Consider the following 17,162-nt stretch of genomic DNA (forward strand, 5'->3'; position numbering starts at 1 on the left):
CTCAGCCCAGCCGACGCAGCGGGTGCGCGTCTGCTGGCCAGGGGCTCTGGAAAAAGGCCGCGACCTGCGCCGGTGTCACGTCTTCAATGCAGGCCGGGTTCCAGCGCGGAGCATGGTCCTTGTCGACCGCCAGGGCGCGGATGCCCTCCACCGTTTCGCTGGCCGCGCCGGGGCGCAGATGGAAGCAGCGGTGCACCATGTCGCGCTCCATGCGAAGGTCATCGGCCAGGCCCATGCCGCGCGCGCGGCGGATCTGCTCCAGCACCACGTGCAGCATCAAAGGCGAACGCTGGCGCAGGGTGGCGGCGGTCTGCCGGGCCCAGTCGCTGTCGCTCGCTTCGAGCGCGGCGACGATCTGTGGCACATCGGGCAGGCCGAAGATCCGGTCCACGTCCTTTGCCGGCCACGGGGCGGGCGCTGCCGTGGTGTTGAGGTGGCTGGCGCACCAACGCTCCACGGAAGCACCGTTTTCAAACGGCGTGCGCTCCAGGGAAGCCCACAGGCCGGGCAGGCGACCCGACTCGATGAAGCCGTCGGCCAGGCCCGCCGTGATGGCCTCGCGACCGGTGAGCACCAGACCGGTGAGCGCGAGGTACTCGCCCAGTCGGCCCGCGCAGCGGCTCAGGAAGTAGCCGCCCCCCACGTCGGGGAACAGGCCGATGTTGGTCTCAGGCATGGCCAGCTTGCTGCGCTCGGTGACGATGCGCAGGCTCGCGCCCTGGCTGATGCCCATGCCCCCACCCATCACGATGCCGTCCATCAGCGCGATGTAGGGCTTGGGGTAGGTGTGGATCAGGTGGTTGAGCGCGTATTCCTCCGTGAAGAACGCTTCCAGCGCCGAGTCACCGGCCAGGGCGGCCTGGTGGAAGAAGCGGATGTCGCCTCCCGCGCAGAACGAGCCGAAAGGACCCTCCTTGTTGACGCCTCGCACCACCACTGCCAGCACCGCGTCGTCGTCGCGCCAGTCCTGCAGCGTCTGCGTGAGACGGCGAATCATGTCGAGCGAGAGCGCATTGAGCGCCTTGGGGCGGTTGAGCGTGATGCACCCCACGCGCCCCCGGAGTTCGGCAACGACATGGGTTTCGGGTGTGAGAGAAGTCATCTTTGTTCTTCCGGTCAGTCGATCATTGTGGCTGTTTGTCCACCGTCTGGATACGCGGGGTGCCGACGCGGGAGCGCCAGCCCAGCAGTTCGTTGAGCACCAGCGCGCCAATGACCAGCGAGCCGCCGGTCAACACCTCGGGGCCGGGCACCTCGCCCGCGCCGGCCCAGGCCAGCAGGATGCCGAAGATCACCTCCAGCAGCGCGAGCAGCGACACCTCGGGTGCCTTGAGCGAACGGGCGCAGACGACGGCCAGTGCGCAAGGAACGGCCAGCTGCACCAGCCCGAGCAGGGCCAGCCAAGCCACGTCCTTGCCCGTCGCCTCGAACGGCAGGGCCAGCGGCAGTGTCGCCAGCGAAGACAGGATGCCGCCCAGCAGCACCGAGGGCACCAGGTCGATCTTTTCGCCGTGGGTCTGGCCGCGCTGAACCACCGTCCAGTTGATGGCGGCGGCCACCGGCACGCACAGCGCCACGAGCGAGCCCGCCACCAGGCCACCGGTCTGCGTGGCAGGGTCGCTGAAGGCCTGCAGGAACTGGCTGCCGTACATGTACATGATGCCCGCGCCGGCCGCCACGATGGCCAGCCAGGTGCGCAGCGCGAGCCGCTGGCCCAGCACAGCACGGGCCACCAGCGCGGTGAACAGCGGGCCCACCGACATGATGATGAGCACGTTGGCCACCGTGGTGAAGGTCAGCGCCAGCATGAAGGCGGTGAACATCACGCTCCAGCAGACACCCGAGATCCAGAACGCCCGGGAGCGTGCCAGCACGCCCCAATGGCGTTCAAGGACCCCCTGCCCCGCTTCGTTGGCGATCAGCCCCGCCGCGCGGTCATTGGCGCGCCACCAGGGCAGGATCACCAGCAGCGAAATCGTGGTGAAGGCGCTGCGCCAGAACGTGACCTCGAAACGGGCCGCCGATTCGAGCTGGCGCGAAACCACACCGGCGATCGACCACATCAGGGTCACCGCAATCATCAGGAACACCGCCTGGGTGTGCGTCAGGCGGCTGAGAGCACGAAAGGGCATGGTCTGTTCGTAAAAAAGGCCGCGTCCCGGGAGACAACGGCCTGTGCGGAGCGATCAGCCTTCGCGGCTGGCGCGCTTGCGGTCGTGCTCCTTGAGGTGGCGCTTGCGCAGGCGGATGCTCTTGGGCGTGATTTCCACCAGCTCGTCGTCCTCGATGAACTCCACGCCGTACTCCAGCGTGCACTCGATGGGCGGCGTGATCTTGATCGCGTCTTCCTTGCCGCTGACACGGAAGTTGGTCAGCTGCTTGGTGCGCGTGGCGTTGACCACCAGATCGTTGTCGCGGTTGTGGATGCCGACGATCATGCCTTCGTACACCGGGTCGCCGGCTCGCACGAACATGCGGCCGCGGTCATCGAGCTTGCCCAGGGCATAGGTGAAGATTTCACCATCGTCCATCGAGATGAGCACACCGTTCTTGCGGCTCGCAATCTCGCCCTTGTGGGGTTCGTAACCGTCGAAGATGTTGGCGATCAGGCCCGAGCCGCGCGTCAGGTTCAGGAATTCGTTGGTGAAACCAATCAGGCCACGCGCCGGGATGCGGTACTCCAGGCGCACGCGGCCACGGCCATCGGGCTCCATGTTCACCAGCTCGCCCTTGCGCTCGCCCAGGGCCTGCATCACGCCGCCCTGGTGCTGCTCTTCGATGTCCGCCGTCACCATCTCGATCGGCTCATGGCGCTCGCCATTGATCTCGCGGAACACCACGCGCGGCTTGGACACGGCCAGCTCGTAGCCTTCGCGGCGCATGTTCTCCAGCAGGATGGTCAGGTGCAGTTCGCCCCGGCCCATCACTTCAAAAATGCCGTCTTCGCTGGTTTCACGCACGCGCAGCGCGACGTTGCTCTGCAGTTCCTTCTGCAAACGGTCCCAGACCTGGCGGCTGGTCACGTACTTGCCTTCGCGGCCGGCCAGCGGGCTGGTGTTGACGCAGAAGTTCATGGTCAGCGTCGGCTCATCGATCTTGAGCATGGGCAGTGGCGTCGGGTTCAGCGGGTCGGTGATGGTCACGCCGATGCCGATGTCGGCAATGCCGTTGATCAACACGATGTCACCCGGGCCCGCTTCCGTCACCTGCACGCGGTCCAGACCCTGGAAGGTCAGCACCTGGTTGACGCGGCCCTTGATGGTCTTGCCATCGGGGCCTTCCATCACCGCCACGTCCATGCCGGGCCTGACGATGCCGGCGCTGATGCGGCCCACGCCGATGCGGCCCACGAAGGTCGAGAAGTCAAGTGCGGAGATCTGCAGCTGCAGCGGCGCGTTCGGATCGCCCTTCTGCGCGGGCACGTGCTTGAGCACGGTGTTGAACAGGGCCGACATGTCCGGGCCCCACTGCTCGCCGGGCGCACCCTCGACCAGCGAGGTCCAGCCGTTGATGCCCGAGGCGTACACCACGGGGAAGTCGAGCTGCTCGTCGTTGGCACCGAGCTTGTCGAACAGGTCGAAGGCGGCATTGATCACCTTGTCGGGATTGGCACCCGGCTTGTCCACCTTGTTGACCACCACGATGGGCTTGAGGCCCAGGGCCAGCGCCTTCTTGGTGACGAAGCGCGTCTGCGGCATCGGGCCTTCCTGCGCGTCAATCAGCAGCACCACACCGTCCACCATGGACAGGGCGCGCTCCACCTCACCGCCGAAGTCCGCGTGGCCGGGCGTGTCGACGATGTTGATGTGCGTGCCTTCCCAGCTCACCGCACAGTTCTTGGCCAGGATGGTGATGCCGCGCTCGCGCTCGATGGCGTTGTTGTCCATCACCGTGTCGACCACCTTCTCGTGCTCGGCAAAGGTGCCGGACTGGCGCAGCAGCTGGTCCACCATGGTGGTCTTGCCATGGTCAACGTGGGCGATGATGGCGATGTTGCGGATTTGTTTGCTCATGATGAGAGTTCCGGTGAGGTTTCCAGGATTTGCTGTATTTCAGAGGGGCTCAGCAGTCGCCCCGGGATCAGCTCCCCTGCTTTCGTGTGGGCGCTGCCCAGCAACACAGGGGATGACGTAAAAGACGGTTCGGACGGCGCCGCCACGGGCAAGGGCCCGAAAACGGCCACGCGCGCGCTGTCGGCCCAGGCGCCGCGGCGTCGCAGGCCACTGAGGAAGCGACCGGCATCGTCGGCCGCAAGCGTGACGGGCTCATGACCCTCCAGCAGCGACTGCACAGGCAGCAGCTTGCCCAGGCGGTCCTCTTCGCTCAGGGATTCCAGCGCGTCCAGCGCAATGCACTGAGAGACGTCGAATGGCCCCGTGGCCATGCGGCGCAAGAGGATGAGATGGCCCCCACAGCCTAGGGCTTCGCCAATGTCTTCGCCCAGCGTTCGGATGTAGGTGCCCTTGCTGCAGCGCACCCGCAAGCGCAACTGCGGGGCATCACCCTGCAACTGCATGTCCAGCAGTTCCAGGTCGTGAATGACGACGTGGCGCGCTTCGCGCTCCACGGTCTCGCCCTCCCGGGCATACTCGTAGAGCGCCTTGCCATCCTTCTTGAGGGCGCTGTGCATGGGGGGCACTTGCGCGATCGGGCCGGTAAAACGGTCGAGCACCTCGACCACCTGCCCGACCGTGCACGCCACCTCGCGCGTCTCGATGACATCGCCCTCGGCATCGCCTGTTCGGGTCTTCACGCCCAGGCGCACGATGGTTTCGTAGGTCTTGTCCGCGTCCAGATGAATCTGGCTGAACTTGGTGGCGGCGCCGAAACACAGCGGCAGCACGCCACTGGCCAGCGGGTCCAGGGTGCCGGTATGGCCCGCCTTCTCCGCGCGCAGCAACCACTTGGCCTTCTGCAAGGCCTGGTTGCTGGAGAGACCCAGCGGTTTGTCGAGCAACAGCACCCCATGCACAGGGCGCCGTTGCACCCGTGTGCGTGGCGCGTGCATGCTCATTCTTCCTTTGAACGAGAGGAAACGGCCTTGGAAATCAAGGCGTTCATGTCGGCCGCGCGCTCGGTGGTGCGGTCAAACACGAAGTGCAGCGTCGGCACGGTGTGGATGTGCAGGCGCTTGAACAGGCCATTGCGCAAGAAGCCGGCCGCGGCGTTGAGGCCTTGCAAGGTCTCGTCGGGGTCGCCCGTCAGCAGGCTGAAGAACACCTTGGCGTGCGCGTAGTCGGGCGTGACCTCCACCGCGTTGAGCGTGACCATGCCCACCCGCGGGTCCTTGAGCTCGCGCGCGATCAGCTCGGCCAGATCCCGCTGGATCTGGTCGGCCACGCGGAAACCGCGGTTGGGGGTGGATGACGCTTTGCGAGGCATCGTTTACAGCGTGCGAGCCACTTCCTTGACTTCAAAGAATTCGAGCTGGTCGCCTTCCTTGATGTCGTTGTAGTTCTTCAGCTTGATACCGCACTCGAAGCCTTCCTTGACTTCGCGCACGTCGTCCTTGAGGCGCTTGAGCGTGTCGATCTCGCCGGTGTAGACCACCACGTTGTCGCGCAGCAGGCGGAAGTGCGCGCTGCGGGTGACCATGCCGGAGGTGACCATACAACCCGCCACCGTGCCAATCTTGGATGCCACGAACACGGTGCGGATCTCGGCCGAGCCAATGACCTCTTCGCGCTTCTCGGGCGCCAGCATGCCGGACATCGCCGCCTTCAGATCGTCCACGGCGTCGTAGATGATGTTGTAGTAGCGCAGGTCCACGTCGTTGCCTTCGGCCAACTTGCGCGCGCCGACGTCGGCACGCACGTTGAAGCCGATGATCACGGCCTTGGAGGCAATGGCCAGGTTGACGTCCGACTCGCTGATGCCACCGACACCGGCGAACACGAGCTGCACCTTGACCTCTTCGGTCGAGAGCTTGAGCAGCGAGGCCGACAGCGCTTCCTGAGAACCCTGCACATCGGCCTTGACGATGATGGGAAGCAGCTTGACCTCGCCCGCCGTCATGTCGGAGAACATGTTCTCCAGCTTGGCGGCCTGCTGCTTGGCCAGCTTGGTGTTGCGGAACTTGCCCGCGCGGTAGGTGGCGATCTCGCGCGCACGGCGCTCGTCGGTCATCACCATGAAATCGTCGCCGGCCTGCGGCACTTCGGACAGGCCCTGGATTTCCACCGGGATCGACGGACCGGCCGCCTTGATGGGCTTGCCGTTCTCGTCGAGCATGGCGCGCACGCGGCCCGAGGTTTGCCCCACCAGGATCACGTCGCCGGTCTTGAGCGTGCCGCTCTGCACCAGCACCGTGGCCACAGCACCGCGCCCCTTGTCCAGGCGAGCTTCGATCACCAGGCCCTTGGCCATGGTATCCACCGGCGCCTTGAGTTCGAGCACTTCGGCCTGCAGCAGCACCTGTTCGAGCAGCGCATCCACGCCGGCGCCGGTCTTGGCCGAAACGCCCACGAACGGGGTGTCGCCACCAAACTCTTCCGGCACCACTTCTTCGGCGATCAGCTCGGAGCGGACCTTTTCCAGGTTGATGCCGGGCTTGTCGATCTTGGTCAGGGCCACGACCATGGGCACACCCGCCGCCTTCGCGTGCTTGATGGCTTCCTTGGTCTGCGGCATGACGCCGTCGTCGGCCGCGCAGACCAGGATCACGATGTCGGTGGCCTGGGCACCGCGGGCACGCATGGCGGTGAACGCCTCGTGACCCGGGGTGTCGAGGAACGAGATCATGCCGCGCTCGGTTTCCACGTGGTAGGCACCAATGTGCTGCGTGATGCCGCCGGCTTCGCCCGCAGCCACCTTGGCACGCCGGATGTAGTCCAGCAGCGAGGTCTTGCCGTGGTCGACGTGGCCCATGACGGTGACCACCGGCGCGCGAGGCAGCGCCTCTGCGTCCTGTTGAGCGGCCTCTTCGTCGGTGAACGCCTCGGGATCGTCCAGCGCGGCCACAATCGCCTTGTGGCCCAGTTCTTCGACCACGATCATCGCGGTGTCCTGGTCCAGCGGCTGGTTGATGGTGACCATCTGGCCCAGCTTCATCAGTTGCTTGATGACCTCCGACGACTTCAGGCTCATCTTGTGCGCAAGCTCGGCCACCGTGATGGTCTCGGGCACGTGCACCTCCAGCACCTTGAACTCGGTCGGCGCCACGAAGCTGCTCTGGCCGGAATCGCGGGAGTCGCGGTCGTTGCGGCGGCCGCGCGGGCCGCCACGCCAGTTGGAACGCCCGGCGCTCGTGTCGCCACGGGTCTTGATTTCCTTCTTCTTGGCCGCGTCGTCCTTCCAGGTGGAGGACAGGTTCTCCGACTTGACCTCTTTCTTGCCCGCCGCTCCGCCCGGCGTGGCCGCGGCCGTGCCGGCCGCAGGTGCCTTGCCGGGTGTGCCGGCTGGCTTGTGCAGCGTGCCCTTGATGCCCGCCTTGGGGTCAGCCGCAGGCGCGGGTTCGGGTTTCTTGGCCACCAGGGTCCTGGCGGGGGCAGACATCATGGCGCGGATGTTGGCCGCTTCTGCTTCGGCCTTGCGGCGGCGTTCCAGCAGGTCCTGCGCACGCAGGTCCTCGGCCCTCTTGGCCTCGGCGTTCTTGTCGGCCAGCACGCGGGCAGCGGATTCGCGCTCCAGCGAGGCCGTCTTGGCCTGAGCGTCCTTGCTCGCCTTGGCGGCAGCGGCCTCGTCCACCGAGACCGGCGTGGCGGCTTCGGCGGCGGCGCGCGCGGCGGCCTCGGCAGCTTCGGCCGCGGCCACACGCTCCTGCTCGGCCTTGGCCTGGCGGGCTTCCTCGGCTTCGCGAGCCTGGCGCTTCTGCGTCAATTCCTCTTCCTGGCGGCGCAGCAACTCGGCCTGGCGGCGCGCGTCTTCCTCGCGGCGGGCCAGTTCCTCGGTGTCGATCACAGGTGCGGCCGGGGGGGCCTCGGCCACGGCCTCGGGCACCGCGACTTCGTCGTCGCGCTTGATGAAGGTGCGCTTCTTGCGCACTTCCACCTGGATGGTGCGGGCACGTCCGGTTGCATCGGCCTGCTTGATCTCGGAGGTCGACTTCTTCACCAGGGTGATCTTCTTGCGTTCACCGCCGGCCGTGCCGTGGCTCGCCTTGAGATGGCCGAGCAGCGACTGCTTGTCGGATTCGGTGACCGCATCGGTCCCGGAAGTCTTGGGCACTCCGGCTGCTGTGAGTTGCTCCAGCAGGACGGAAGTGGGCTTGTTCAGCTCGGCAGCCAATTCGGCGACGGTGGTACTGGTCATGGGTTCTTTTCTCCGCTGGGGCCTCCGCTGGTCAGTTCGTGGATTGCGCTTCGTCACCGGTGAACCAGTGCGCGCGTGCCAGCATGATCAGCGCCGTGGCCTCTTCAGGCGTCTGTGCGGTGATGTCGGTGAGTTCGTCGGTAGCCAGGTCGGCCAGCTCGTCGCGGGTGTGGACACCGGCGTCGGCCAACTTGGCAATCAGTTCAGGCGTCATGCCTTCGAGGTCGCGCAGATCCTGCGAGACTTCCTCGACGCTTTCTTCCCGCGCGATTTCCATCGTCAGCAGGGCGTCCTTGGCGCGCGTGCGCAACTCGTTGACGGTGTCTTCATCGAACGATTCGATTTCAAGCATTTCCTGCAGCGGCACGTAGGCCACTTCCTCGAGGCTGGTGAAGCCTTCCTCGATCAGGATGTCGGCGATTTCCTGGTCCACGTCCAGCTTGGCCATGAACACCTTGCGGATGCCGTCGGCCTCTTCGGCCTGCTTCTGCGCCGATTCGTCGGCGGTCATGATGTTGATCCGCCAGCCGGTCAGTTCGGAGGCCAGGCGCACGTTCTGGCCACCACGGCCAATGGCGATCGCGAGGTTTTCCTCGTCGACCACGACGTCCATGGCGTGGCGCTCCTCGTCCACCACGATGGAGACCACGTTGGCCGGCGCCAGCGCACCGATCACGAACTGCGCCGGGTCTTCAGACCACAGCACGATGTCCACGCGCTCGCCGGCGAGCTCGTTGGTCACGCCGTTGACGCGCGACCCGCGCACACCGACGCAGGTGCCAATGGGGTCGATGCGCTTGTCGAAGCTGTGCACGGCGATCTTGGCGCGCGAACCGGGGTCGCGGGCGCAGGTCTTGATCTCCAGCAGGCCTTGTTCGATCTCGGGCACTTCCTGGCGGAAGAGCTCGATCATGAACGAAGGCGCCGAACGCGACAGCAGGATGGGCGCGCCGCGCAGCGTCAGGTCCACTTCCATGATCATGGCGCGGACGCGGTCGCCGGTGCGGAAGTTTTCCTTGGGGATCATCTCGCCACGCTTGAGGCGACCTTCGACCCGGCCGCTCTCAATGATCAGATCGCCCTTGTCCATGCGCTTGACGGTGCCCACGAAGATCTTGTCGCCCCGCGACATGAAGTCGTTGAGCAGCATTTCGCGCTCGGCGTCGCGGATCTTCTGCAGGATCACCTGCTTGGCGGCCATCGCGCCGATGCGGCCGATCGGCACGCTTTCAACCGGCTTCTCGATGTAGTCGCCTTCTTCGATGTCGGCGAGTTCTTCGCGCGCATCGCTGAGCATCTCTTCGGCATCCGGGTTCTGCAGGCCAGCCTCATCGGGCACGACCAGCCAGCGGCGGAAGGTTTCGTAGGCGCCGGTGTCCGGGTCCATCGCGACGCGGATGTCGACATCGCCCTTGTAGAGCTTCTTGGTGGCCGAGGCCAGCGCGAGCTCCACGGCGCCGAGCACCACGTCGCGTTCGACGTTCTTCTCGCGTGAGATCGCATCGATCAGCATCAACATTTCGCGGTTCATTTCACTCGCCCACCTTTCCGAATAGCTTTTCCGTAATCACAACGTTTTTCTCTCATTCATCGCTTGGCGCGGCGGCCGCACCAGGGGCCTGCCGGCCCTTGAAATTCACGATCGGCGCAAGCCGCGCCTGCTGGACATCGGCCAGCGTGAAAGCCAGGGCCTGCAGCGCAACGGGCGCGCGCTTCTTGCTCACGCGCTGCCCGGGCTTGGGTTCGGGCGCATCGCTCCAGACCACCTGCCACTGCACACCGTCGTCGGCACGTTCGAGCGTGCCGCGAAATTTCTTGCGGTTCGCCGCCACATCGGTCCCCGTGGCGCCAATGGGCGCCTTCAGGGTCAGGTCCACCACGTGACCCTCAAACCGCACGTAATCGATCTCGCGCCTGAGCGGGCGATCAATGCCCGGCGAACCCACCTCGAGGCGCCGGTACTCCAGGCCTTCCACTTCCAGCAGGTACTGCAACTGGCGCGTGACCTTCTCGCAATCTTCCACCGTCACAAAGCGCTCGGCGGGCATCGGCTGCCCCTCCACTGGCGCTTGCCAGGGCCAGTCGATCGTCACCCGCAACAGACCACCAGCGGAGCGTTCGAGTTCCACCAGGTCAAAGCCCAGTCCGGTGACGGTCTGCTCTACGGTGTCTTGCCAAGCCATTGCGTGTGGTATCTGCCCAGGGTTTGCCCCCCGGCGGTCCGTGGGGCCAAAAGCGTTCGGCCAAAAAAAATGGGCCGGTAGTTACCCGCCCATTTGGTCGTGAAGCCAGCATTGTAACGCTTCTGTGCGCTATTTGGCAACCTTGCTCAGATGCCCAGCACCCATTGAATGAGGTTCTTGGCCAGAAAGCCCAACATGCCGAAAGAAAGCACCAGAAAGAGCACAAAAGTACCAAACTTCCCGGCTTTGGATTCACGCGCCAGATTGAACACGATGAACAGCATGTAGAGGATGAAGGCGCCGACGCCGAAGGTCAGCCCAAATTGCGCGATCTGGCCCTCGGTGAAGCCCAGGACGGTGGTTTCCATCGCTCAGCCCAGCCCGTCGCCGGCGGTGAGTTCGCGGTAGGCGTGCCAGCTGGCGTGGCCGATGAGCGGAATGAGCACGATCAGGCCCAGCAGGCCCGACGCCATGCCCAGGCCGACCAGCAGCGCGATGCAGACCGCCCAGATCGTGGCGGGAGCCGGGTGGCTGGCCACGGCGCGCCAGCTTCGCAGCACGGCTGTGCTCACCGGCACGGGCCGGTCCACCAGCATGGGCAGCGCCACGAGCGTGGATGCAAAGACCGGGGCCGCCAGCAGTGCCCCCAGCAGCAGCCAGATTTCGAACAAGCCGATCTCACGCACCAGCACCACGTGGCGCAAAAAATCCAGCGGCTTTTGGATGGGCACGGGCGAGCACAGGGTGATCAGCGCTGCCGAGGTCAGCACCCAGCCGGTGCCCGCCAGGCCCAGCAGCAGGCCAAAGCGCACCAGCCGGGCATCGCCCGAGCGCCAGAGTCCCCACACCTCGGCCATGCCGATGCGTTGCCCACGCTCGAGCCCACGGCTGACCGAGTACAGGCCGGTGGCCAGGATGGGCGCAACGATGAGGAAACCGGAAAACGCGCCCGCCAGCAACCAGAAGCGCTCGCGCGCAACCCACAGAAGCAAGGCACCAAAAGCCGTGACGAGCAGGCCATGAACCAAGCCGGGCACCGGGTGGCGGCAGAGGTCGGACCAGCCCGCGGCCAGCCAGCGCGCGGGCGAGGTCAGCGTGAGCGGCGACAAAGGCATGCGATCCCTCTCCATGGTTGCTCCTTATAGCTTCACCGCGCACGCCGGCGGCTGACCCAGATCAAGCAAGGCACCGGTTCAGGCGGCGGCCTGCACCAGCGCCCGCGTGTACGGGTGCTCGGGTGCTCGCAGGACCCGATCCACCGGCCCCTGCTCCACCACCACGCCATCTTTCATCACCATTACATCGTGCGCCATGGCATGGATCACATCCACATCGTGGGTGATGAGCAGGTAGCTCAGGCCGCGCTCACGCTGCAAGCGCTGCAGCAGCGACAGCACCTGCTTCTGCACCGTCACATCGAGTGCGCTGGTCGGCTCGTCGAGCACCAGCAGTTGCGGATCAACGATCAAGGCGCGGGCGATGGCCAGGCGCTGCCGCTGGCCCCCGGAAAACTCGTGTGGGTAACGCTGCAGCCAGTCGCTGCCATGCTCGGGGTCATCCACCAGGCCCACGTCGGCCAACGCGGCCACCACCCGTTGGCGCCGCTGCGCCACCGACAGCCCGGGGTTGTGCACCTGCAGGCCCTCGCCCACGATCTGCTCGACGGTCAGGCGCGGCGAGAGCGAGGAAAACGGGTCCTGGAACACCACCTGGATGCGCTGGCGCAGGGCCCGCTCCCGACCCGCCTTCTTGGCCTGCGCCCAGTCGGTGCCGTCGATCTGAAGGTGGCCCTGGTGCGGCAACAGCCCCAGCGCGGCCAGCGCCAGGGTGGACTTGCCCGAGCCGGACTCGCCGATCACCCCCAGCGTGCGACCCGGAGCGATCTGCATGTCGGCACCTTGAACCGCCACGAACTCGCCCTTTCGGAACCAACCCTTGAAGCCTGGCAATCCCACCGGATAGCTCACGCGCAACCCCTGCGACTTCAAGACGGGCGCCTCGTCGCCCCGCACCAGCGGCTCGGCGACATCGCGTTGCGGCTTGCTGGCCAGCAGCTTTCGGGTGTACGGATGCTCGGGCCTGGCGAACACGTCGGCGACCTCGCCCTGCTCCACAAGGTGGCCGCGCTCCATCACGGCCACACGGTCGGCGAAGCGGCGCACGAGGTTGAGGTCGTGCGTGATCAACAGCACCGCCATACCGTGCTGCCGCTGCAAGTCCGCCAGCAGGTCAAGAATCTGCACGCGCAAGGTCACGTCCAGCGCGGTGGTGGGTTCGTCGGCCAACAGCAGCTTGGGCGCGCTGGCCAGGGCCATGGCGATCATGGCGCGCTGGCGCTGGCCGCCGCTGAGCTGGTGCGGAAACGCGTTGGCTCGACGGGCCGGCTCGGGAATGCCGGTGGAGGCCAGCAGTTCGTGGGACGCGGCCACCGCCTGGCGAGCGGTCAGGCCCTTCTTGAGTTGCAGCACCTCCCGAATCTGGTCGCCCACGGTGTAGAGCGGGTTGAGTGCGCTCATGGGCTCCTGGAACACGACGGCCACCTCGTCGCCCCGCACGCCCCGCAGTTGGCGTTCGGTCATGGCAAGCAGGTCCTTGCCGCGCAGCAGTGCCCGGCCCGACACCTGCGCGTTGTGCACCAGGCGCAGCAGCGAGAGCGCCGATACCGTCTTGCCGGAGCCTGATTCCCCCACGAGGGCGAGCTTTTCGCCACTCCGGATCGAGAAATCAATGCCATGCACGACTTCCTGGCCGGCGAACGCGACGCGCAGATCGCTCACTTCGAGCAGCATGGGCGGCGCCGTCATTGGTCGGCCTTTCTGGGGTCCAGTGCGTCGCGCAGCGCATCGCCCATGAAAGTAAGCAGCAGCAGCGTGACCACGAGCACAGCAAAGGTGGACAGCGAAATCCACCAGGCGTCAATGCTGTTCTTGCCTTGGCTGAGCAGCTCGCCCAGCGATGGCGTGCCTGGCGGCACGCCCAGGCCCAGGAAGTCCAACGAGGTCAGCGCCAAGATGGCCGCGCTCATGCGAAACGGGAGGAAGGTCACCACCGGGGTGAGGCTGTTGGGCAGCACGTGGCGCCAGATGATCTGACCGTTCGACAAACCCATGGCGCGCGCCGCACGCACATAGTCGAGCTGGCGGTTGCGCAGGAACTCTGCGCGGACGTAGTCGGAAAGCCCCATCCACCCGAACAGGCTGAGCAGGATCAGCAACAGGCCCAGGCTGGGCGAGAAGACGGCCGAGAAGATGATCAGCAGGTACAGCTCCGGCATGGAGCTCCAGATCTCGATGAAGCGCTGAAAGGCCAGGTCGGTCTTGCCGCCGAAAAAGCCCTGGATGGCGCCGGTGATGACACCCAGCACCACGCCGATGGCCGTGAGCGCCAGCGCGAAGAGCACGCTCACGCGAAAACCATAGATCAGTTGCGCCAGCAGGTCTCGACCGCGATCGTCGGTGCCCAGCCAGTTGTCCCAGGTCGGTGCCGAGGGGTTGGGCGATTGGGCGAAGTAATTGATGGTCTGGGCGCCATAAGGGTTGGGCGCGTAGAGCGCCCAGTTGTCGCCGCGCGTGATCTGCTCGCGAATAAACGGGTCGAGGTAGTCGGTGGGGGTTTCAAAGTCACCACCGAAGACCGTCTCCGCGTGGTCCTGGACGATGGGGAAGTAGGTTTTCCCCTCGTAGCGCACGATGAGAGGCCGGTCGTTGGACAGCACCTCGGCGAACAGGCTGGCCACCACCAACGCGCAGAAGAGCACCAGGCTCCAGTAGCCCAGCCGGTTGCGCTTGAAGCGCAGCCAGGCGCGCCGGCTCGGGCTCATGGACACCGCCGCCATCAGTCGAACTTCACGCGGGGGTCGACCCACACGTAGCAAAGGTCGGAGATCAGCTTGGTGATCAGTCCGATCAGTGTGAACAGGAACAGCGTGCCCATGACGACCGGGTAGTCGCGCCGGATCACGCTTTCGTAGCTCAGCAGTCCCAGGCCGTCGAGCGAAAACAGGGTTTCGATGAGCAGCGCGCCAGTGAAGAAAGCGCCAATGAATGCGGCGGGAAAACCGGTGACGATAGGGATGAGCGCATTGCGGAACACGTGCTTCCAAAGCACCTGCCGCTCCGACAGCCCCTTGGCAAGCGCCGTCATCACGTATTGCTTGCGAATCTCTTCGAGAAAGGCATTCTTCGTCAACATGGCCGTGACGGCAAAGCTGCCGAGCACCATGGCCGTGACAGGCAAGGTGATGTGCCAGAGGTAATCGACGATGCGCGCACCCCAGCTCAGCTGCTCCCAGTTGGCCGAGGTCAGGCCGCGCAGGGGGAACCACTGCAGTTGCCCGCCAAAGATCACCAGCAGCGCAACACCCAGCACGAAACCGGGGATGGCATAACCGACGAGCACAAGCAAGGTGCTGACCAGATCGAAGCGCGTACCCGCCCGCACGGCCTTGGCCACGCCCAAGGGCACGGCCACCCCGTAGCTGATGAGGAAGGTCCACAGGCCCAGGCTGATGGACACAGGCAGCTTTTCCGCGATGAGCTGGCTCACAGGCTTGTTCTGAAAGAAGCTGTTGCCGAGATCGAAACGCGCGAAGCGGCCCAGCATCTCGACGAACCGCGTGTGGGCGGGTTTGTCGAAACCGTAAAGCGCCTTGATCTGCTCCAGGCGCTGCGGGTCCACCCCTTGCGCGCCTCGGTAGGTCATGCCGCTGCCTTCGGCGCCACCAGGCCCGCCAGCGGCGCGCGCGTCCGCCAGGTACTGCTCCACCGGGCCGCCGGGCACGAACTGGATCACCACAAAGGTCAACAGCAGCACGCCGAACAGCGTGGGCAGCATGAGCAGCAGGCGCTTGAGAATGTAGGACAACATGGGGCGTCAGCGGCGTGTCATTGTTTGGCCCACCAGGTGCTCATGGCCCAGGTCTCGGCCTGGGTGTAGGGCGGCATGCGCTCCGGCTTGCCCAGCCGCGCTGCGTTGTAGGCCATGCGGTGCTCGTTGACCGTCCACTGCGGGATCAGGTAATGGCTGTGTGCGATCACACGCTCCAGCGCATGGCAGGCCGGCAACAGCTCAGCCTTGGTCCGCGAGCTGGTCATGCGGCGCAAGAGGGCGTCGACCGCCGGGCTCTTGACGCCCGCGAAATTGCCCGAACTCGGCGTGTCGGCCGCTTTGCTGCCGAAGATCTCGACATACTCCTGTCCCGGGTTGTTGGTGCCAGGAAAGGCGATGGAGATCATCTCGTACTCGAAGCGGTCGACCCGCTGCTGGTAGAGGGCGTAATCGACCGAGCGGAAGTTCAGGCGGATGCCGAGTTTCTCCAGATTGCGGATCCAGGGCGCGACAGTGCGCACGCCACCCTCGCGGCTGTCCAGGTACTCCAGCACCATGGGCTCGCCCTTGGCATTGCGCAGCGCACCGTCACGCACCTCCCAGCCCGCCTCGCGCAGCAGCGAGCGGGCCTTGCGCAGGTTGGCCCGAAGCGACGAATCGCCATCGGTGCGCGGCGGCACGGTCATGGGGCCAAACACCGCGTCAGGCACCTTGCCCCGCCAGGGCTCCAGCAGCGCCAGTTCCTCCGCCGAGGGCAGGCCACGGGTCTCGCAATCGGTGTTGCCGAACAGGCCGTTGACGCGGTGGTACGAGTTGTAGAACATCTGGCGGTTCATCCACTCGTAGTCCATGGCCAGGCCCAATGCCTGGCGCACCCGCACATCCGACAGCTTGGGGTTGCGCGTGTTGAGCACATAGCTCTGAAACCCCGACGGCAAGCGATGGGCGAATTCGCCCTTGACCAGCTCGCCGCTGTCAAAGCGGCGCCCATTCACGCGGCGCGCCCAGTCTCCCGCCGAAAAAACCTGCAGCAGGTCGTACTCGCCGGCCTTGAAACCCTCCAGCCGGGCCGTGTTGTCCTTGTAGATCTTGACCGTGATGCGGTCGAAGTTGTCGGTGCCGCGCTTGACGTTGAGGTCGCGGGCCCAATAGTTGGGATCGCGCACGTAGGTGATGTCACGGCCAAAGACCACGGGGCCGATCTTGTAGCGCCCACTGCCGATGGGCACGTCCATCACCACCTCGTCAAAAGGCTTGGCCTTGCCGTCGACCATGCCCCACTTGCGGCTGAAGACCGGGATGGTCCCCACGGTCAACGGCAGCTCGCGGTTCGGCCGCTTGAAGCGAAAGCGCACCGTGCGCTCGTCGATCACGTCCAGCCCCGCCACCTCCTCCAGCAGCGTCTTGTAGGCCGGCATGGTCTGCGGGCTCATCAGTGTGTCGAAGCTGTGGCGCACGTCTGCGGCCAGCACGGGGTCGCCGTTGTGGAAACGCGCCTCGGCCCGCAGCTTGAATGTGGCCGACAGGCCGTCGTCGGCCACCGAGACATCGCTGGCGAGCAAGCCGTAGGCCGACGCGGTTTCGTCGAGCGAAGGCGTGAGCAAGGTGTCGAACACCAGCGTGCCTAGGTAGGCCGGCGCCGATCCCCGGATGGTGAACGGGTTGTACTTGTCGAAGGTGGACACGCGCTGGTTGCTCACCAGCCTCAGCTCGCCGCCCTGCGGCGCGTTCAGGTTCACGTAGTCGAAGCTCTTGAAGCCCGCCGGGTACTTGAGGTCGCCCCACAGCGCATAGCCATGGGCCGCCCAACTGGCCGGGCTCCACGCCACCAGCGCCACGGCCGCGCACAGCGTCGCAAGACGGCTGTGGAGGCAAGGGGCGGAACGACGCATGAGACAATTC

14 protein-coding genes are annotated in these 17,162 nt (G+C 65.7%); all 14 read right to left on the reverse strand.

The genetic code is table 11. The features are described 5' to 3' along the window. Window position 1: 1 nt before the first annotated feature. The gene (locus tag KIT86_RS02170; protein ID WP_297394614.1) at window positions 2–1,102 is read right to left on the reverse strand and encodes an enoyl-CoA hydratase/isomerase family protein; all 1,101 of its coding nucleotides are present in this window, start codon (window positions 1,100–1,102) and stop codon (window positions 2–4) included. Window positions 1,103–1,124: 22 nt separating this feature from the next. Then, on the reverse strand, window positions 1,125–2,132 hold the full coding sequence (locus KIT86_RS02175) for a DMT family transporter (RefSeq protein ID WP_297394616.1): 1,008 nt from the start codon (window positions 2,130–2,132) through the stop codon (window positions 1,125–1,127). A gap of 54 nt (window positions 2,133–2,186) precedes the next feature. Further along, window positions 2,187–4,013, reverse strand: coding sequence for a translational GTPase TypA (gene typA, locus KIT86_RS02180; RefSeq protein ID WP_297394619.1), 1,827 nt, complete (start codon window positions 4,011–4,013; stop codon window positions 2,187–2,189). Beyond that, a complete protein-coding gene (gene truB, locus KIT86_RS02185; protein WP_297394621.1) occupies window positions 4,010–5,008 on the reverse strand; it encodes a tRNA pseudouridine(55) synthase TruB in 999 nt (332 codons plus the stop codon). The genes typA and truB overlap by 4 nt, the downstream gene beginning before the upstream one ends. 2 nt (window positions 5,009–5,010) lie before the next feature. Then, window positions 5,011–5,382: a 30S ribosome-binding factor RbfA gene (rbfA, locus tag KIT86_RS02190; RefSeq protein WP_297394622.1), complete on the reverse strand. Its 372-nt coding sequence runs from the start codon at window positions 5,380–5,382 to the stop codon at window positions 5,011–5,013. A 3-nt stretch (window positions 5,383–5,385) separates the two neighbouring features. Beyond that, entirely contained in the window at window positions 5,386–8,250 is a 2,865-nt protein-coding gene (gene infB / locus KIT86_RS02195; protein ID WP_297394623.1) for a translation initiation factor IF-2, read from the reverse strand. 31 nt (window positions 8,251–8,281) lie between these two features. Next, window positions 8,282–9,781, reverse strand: coding sequence for a transcription termination factor NusA (gene nusA / locus KIT86_RS02200; protein WP_297394624.1), 1,500 nt, complete (start codon window positions 9,779–9,781; stop codon window positions 8,282–8,284). A gap of 52 nt (window positions 9,782–9,833) precedes the next feature. After that, on the reverse strand, window positions 9,834–10,433 hold the full coding sequence (gene rimP / locus KIT86_RS02205; RefSeq protein ID WP_297394625.1) for a ribosome maturation factor RimP: 600 nt from the start codon (window positions 10,431–10,433) through the stop codon (window positions 9,834–9,836). Window positions 10,434–10,579: 146 nt separating this feature from the next. Further along, window positions 10,580–10,801 carry a DUF2788 domain-containing protein gene (locus tag KIT86_RS02210; protein WP_297394626.1) on the reverse strand — a complete coding sequence of 74 codons (222 nt, stop codon included), beginning with the start codon at window positions 10,799–10,801 and terminating at the stop codon, window positions 10,580–10,582. A 3-nt stretch (window positions 10,802–10,804) separates the two neighbouring features. Further along, entirely contained in the window at window positions 10,805–11,548 is a 744-nt protein-coding gene (locus KIT86_RS02215; protein ID WP_297394627.1) for a DUF2189 domain-containing protein, read from the reverse strand. Window positions 11,549–11,626: 78 nt separating this feature from the next. Next, on the reverse strand, window positions 11,627–13,237 hold the full coding sequence (locus KIT86_RS02220; protein WP_297394628.1) for an ABC transporter ATP-binding protein: 1,611 nt from the start codon (window positions 13,235–13,237) through the stop codon (window positions 11,627–11,629). Further along, the gene (locus KIT86_RS02225; RefSeq protein WP_297394629.1) at window positions 13,234–14,268 is read right to left on the reverse strand and encodes an ABC transporter permease; all 1,035 of its coding nucleotides are present in this window, start codon (window positions 14,266–14,268) and stop codon (window positions 13,234–13,236) included. Before KIT86_RS02225 ends, KIT86_RS02220 begins: the two co-directional genes overlap by 4 nt. Then, complete coding sequence (locus KIT86_RS02230; RefSeq protein WP_297394630.1) at window positions 14,268–15,299, reverse strand: microcin C ABC transporter permease YejB; 1,032 nt, start codon at window positions 15,297–15,299, stop codon at window positions 14,268–14,270. Before KIT86_RS02230 ends, KIT86_RS02225 begins: the two co-directional genes overlap by 1 nt. A gap of 17 nt (window positions 15,300–15,316) precedes the next feature. Next, the gene (locus KIT86_RS02235; RefSeq protein WP_297394631.1) at window positions 15,317–17,152 is read right to left on the reverse strand and encodes an extracellular solute-binding protein; all 1,836 of its coding nucleotides are present in this window, start codon (window positions 17,150–17,152) and stop codon (window positions 15,317–15,319) included. Window positions 17,153–17,162 lie beyond the last annotated feature (10 nt).

Source organism: Hydrogenophaga sp. (assembly GCF_026125825.1).
Lineage (GTDB): Bacteria > Pseudomonadota > Gammaproteobacteria > Burkholderiales > Burkholderiaceae_C > Hydrogenophaga.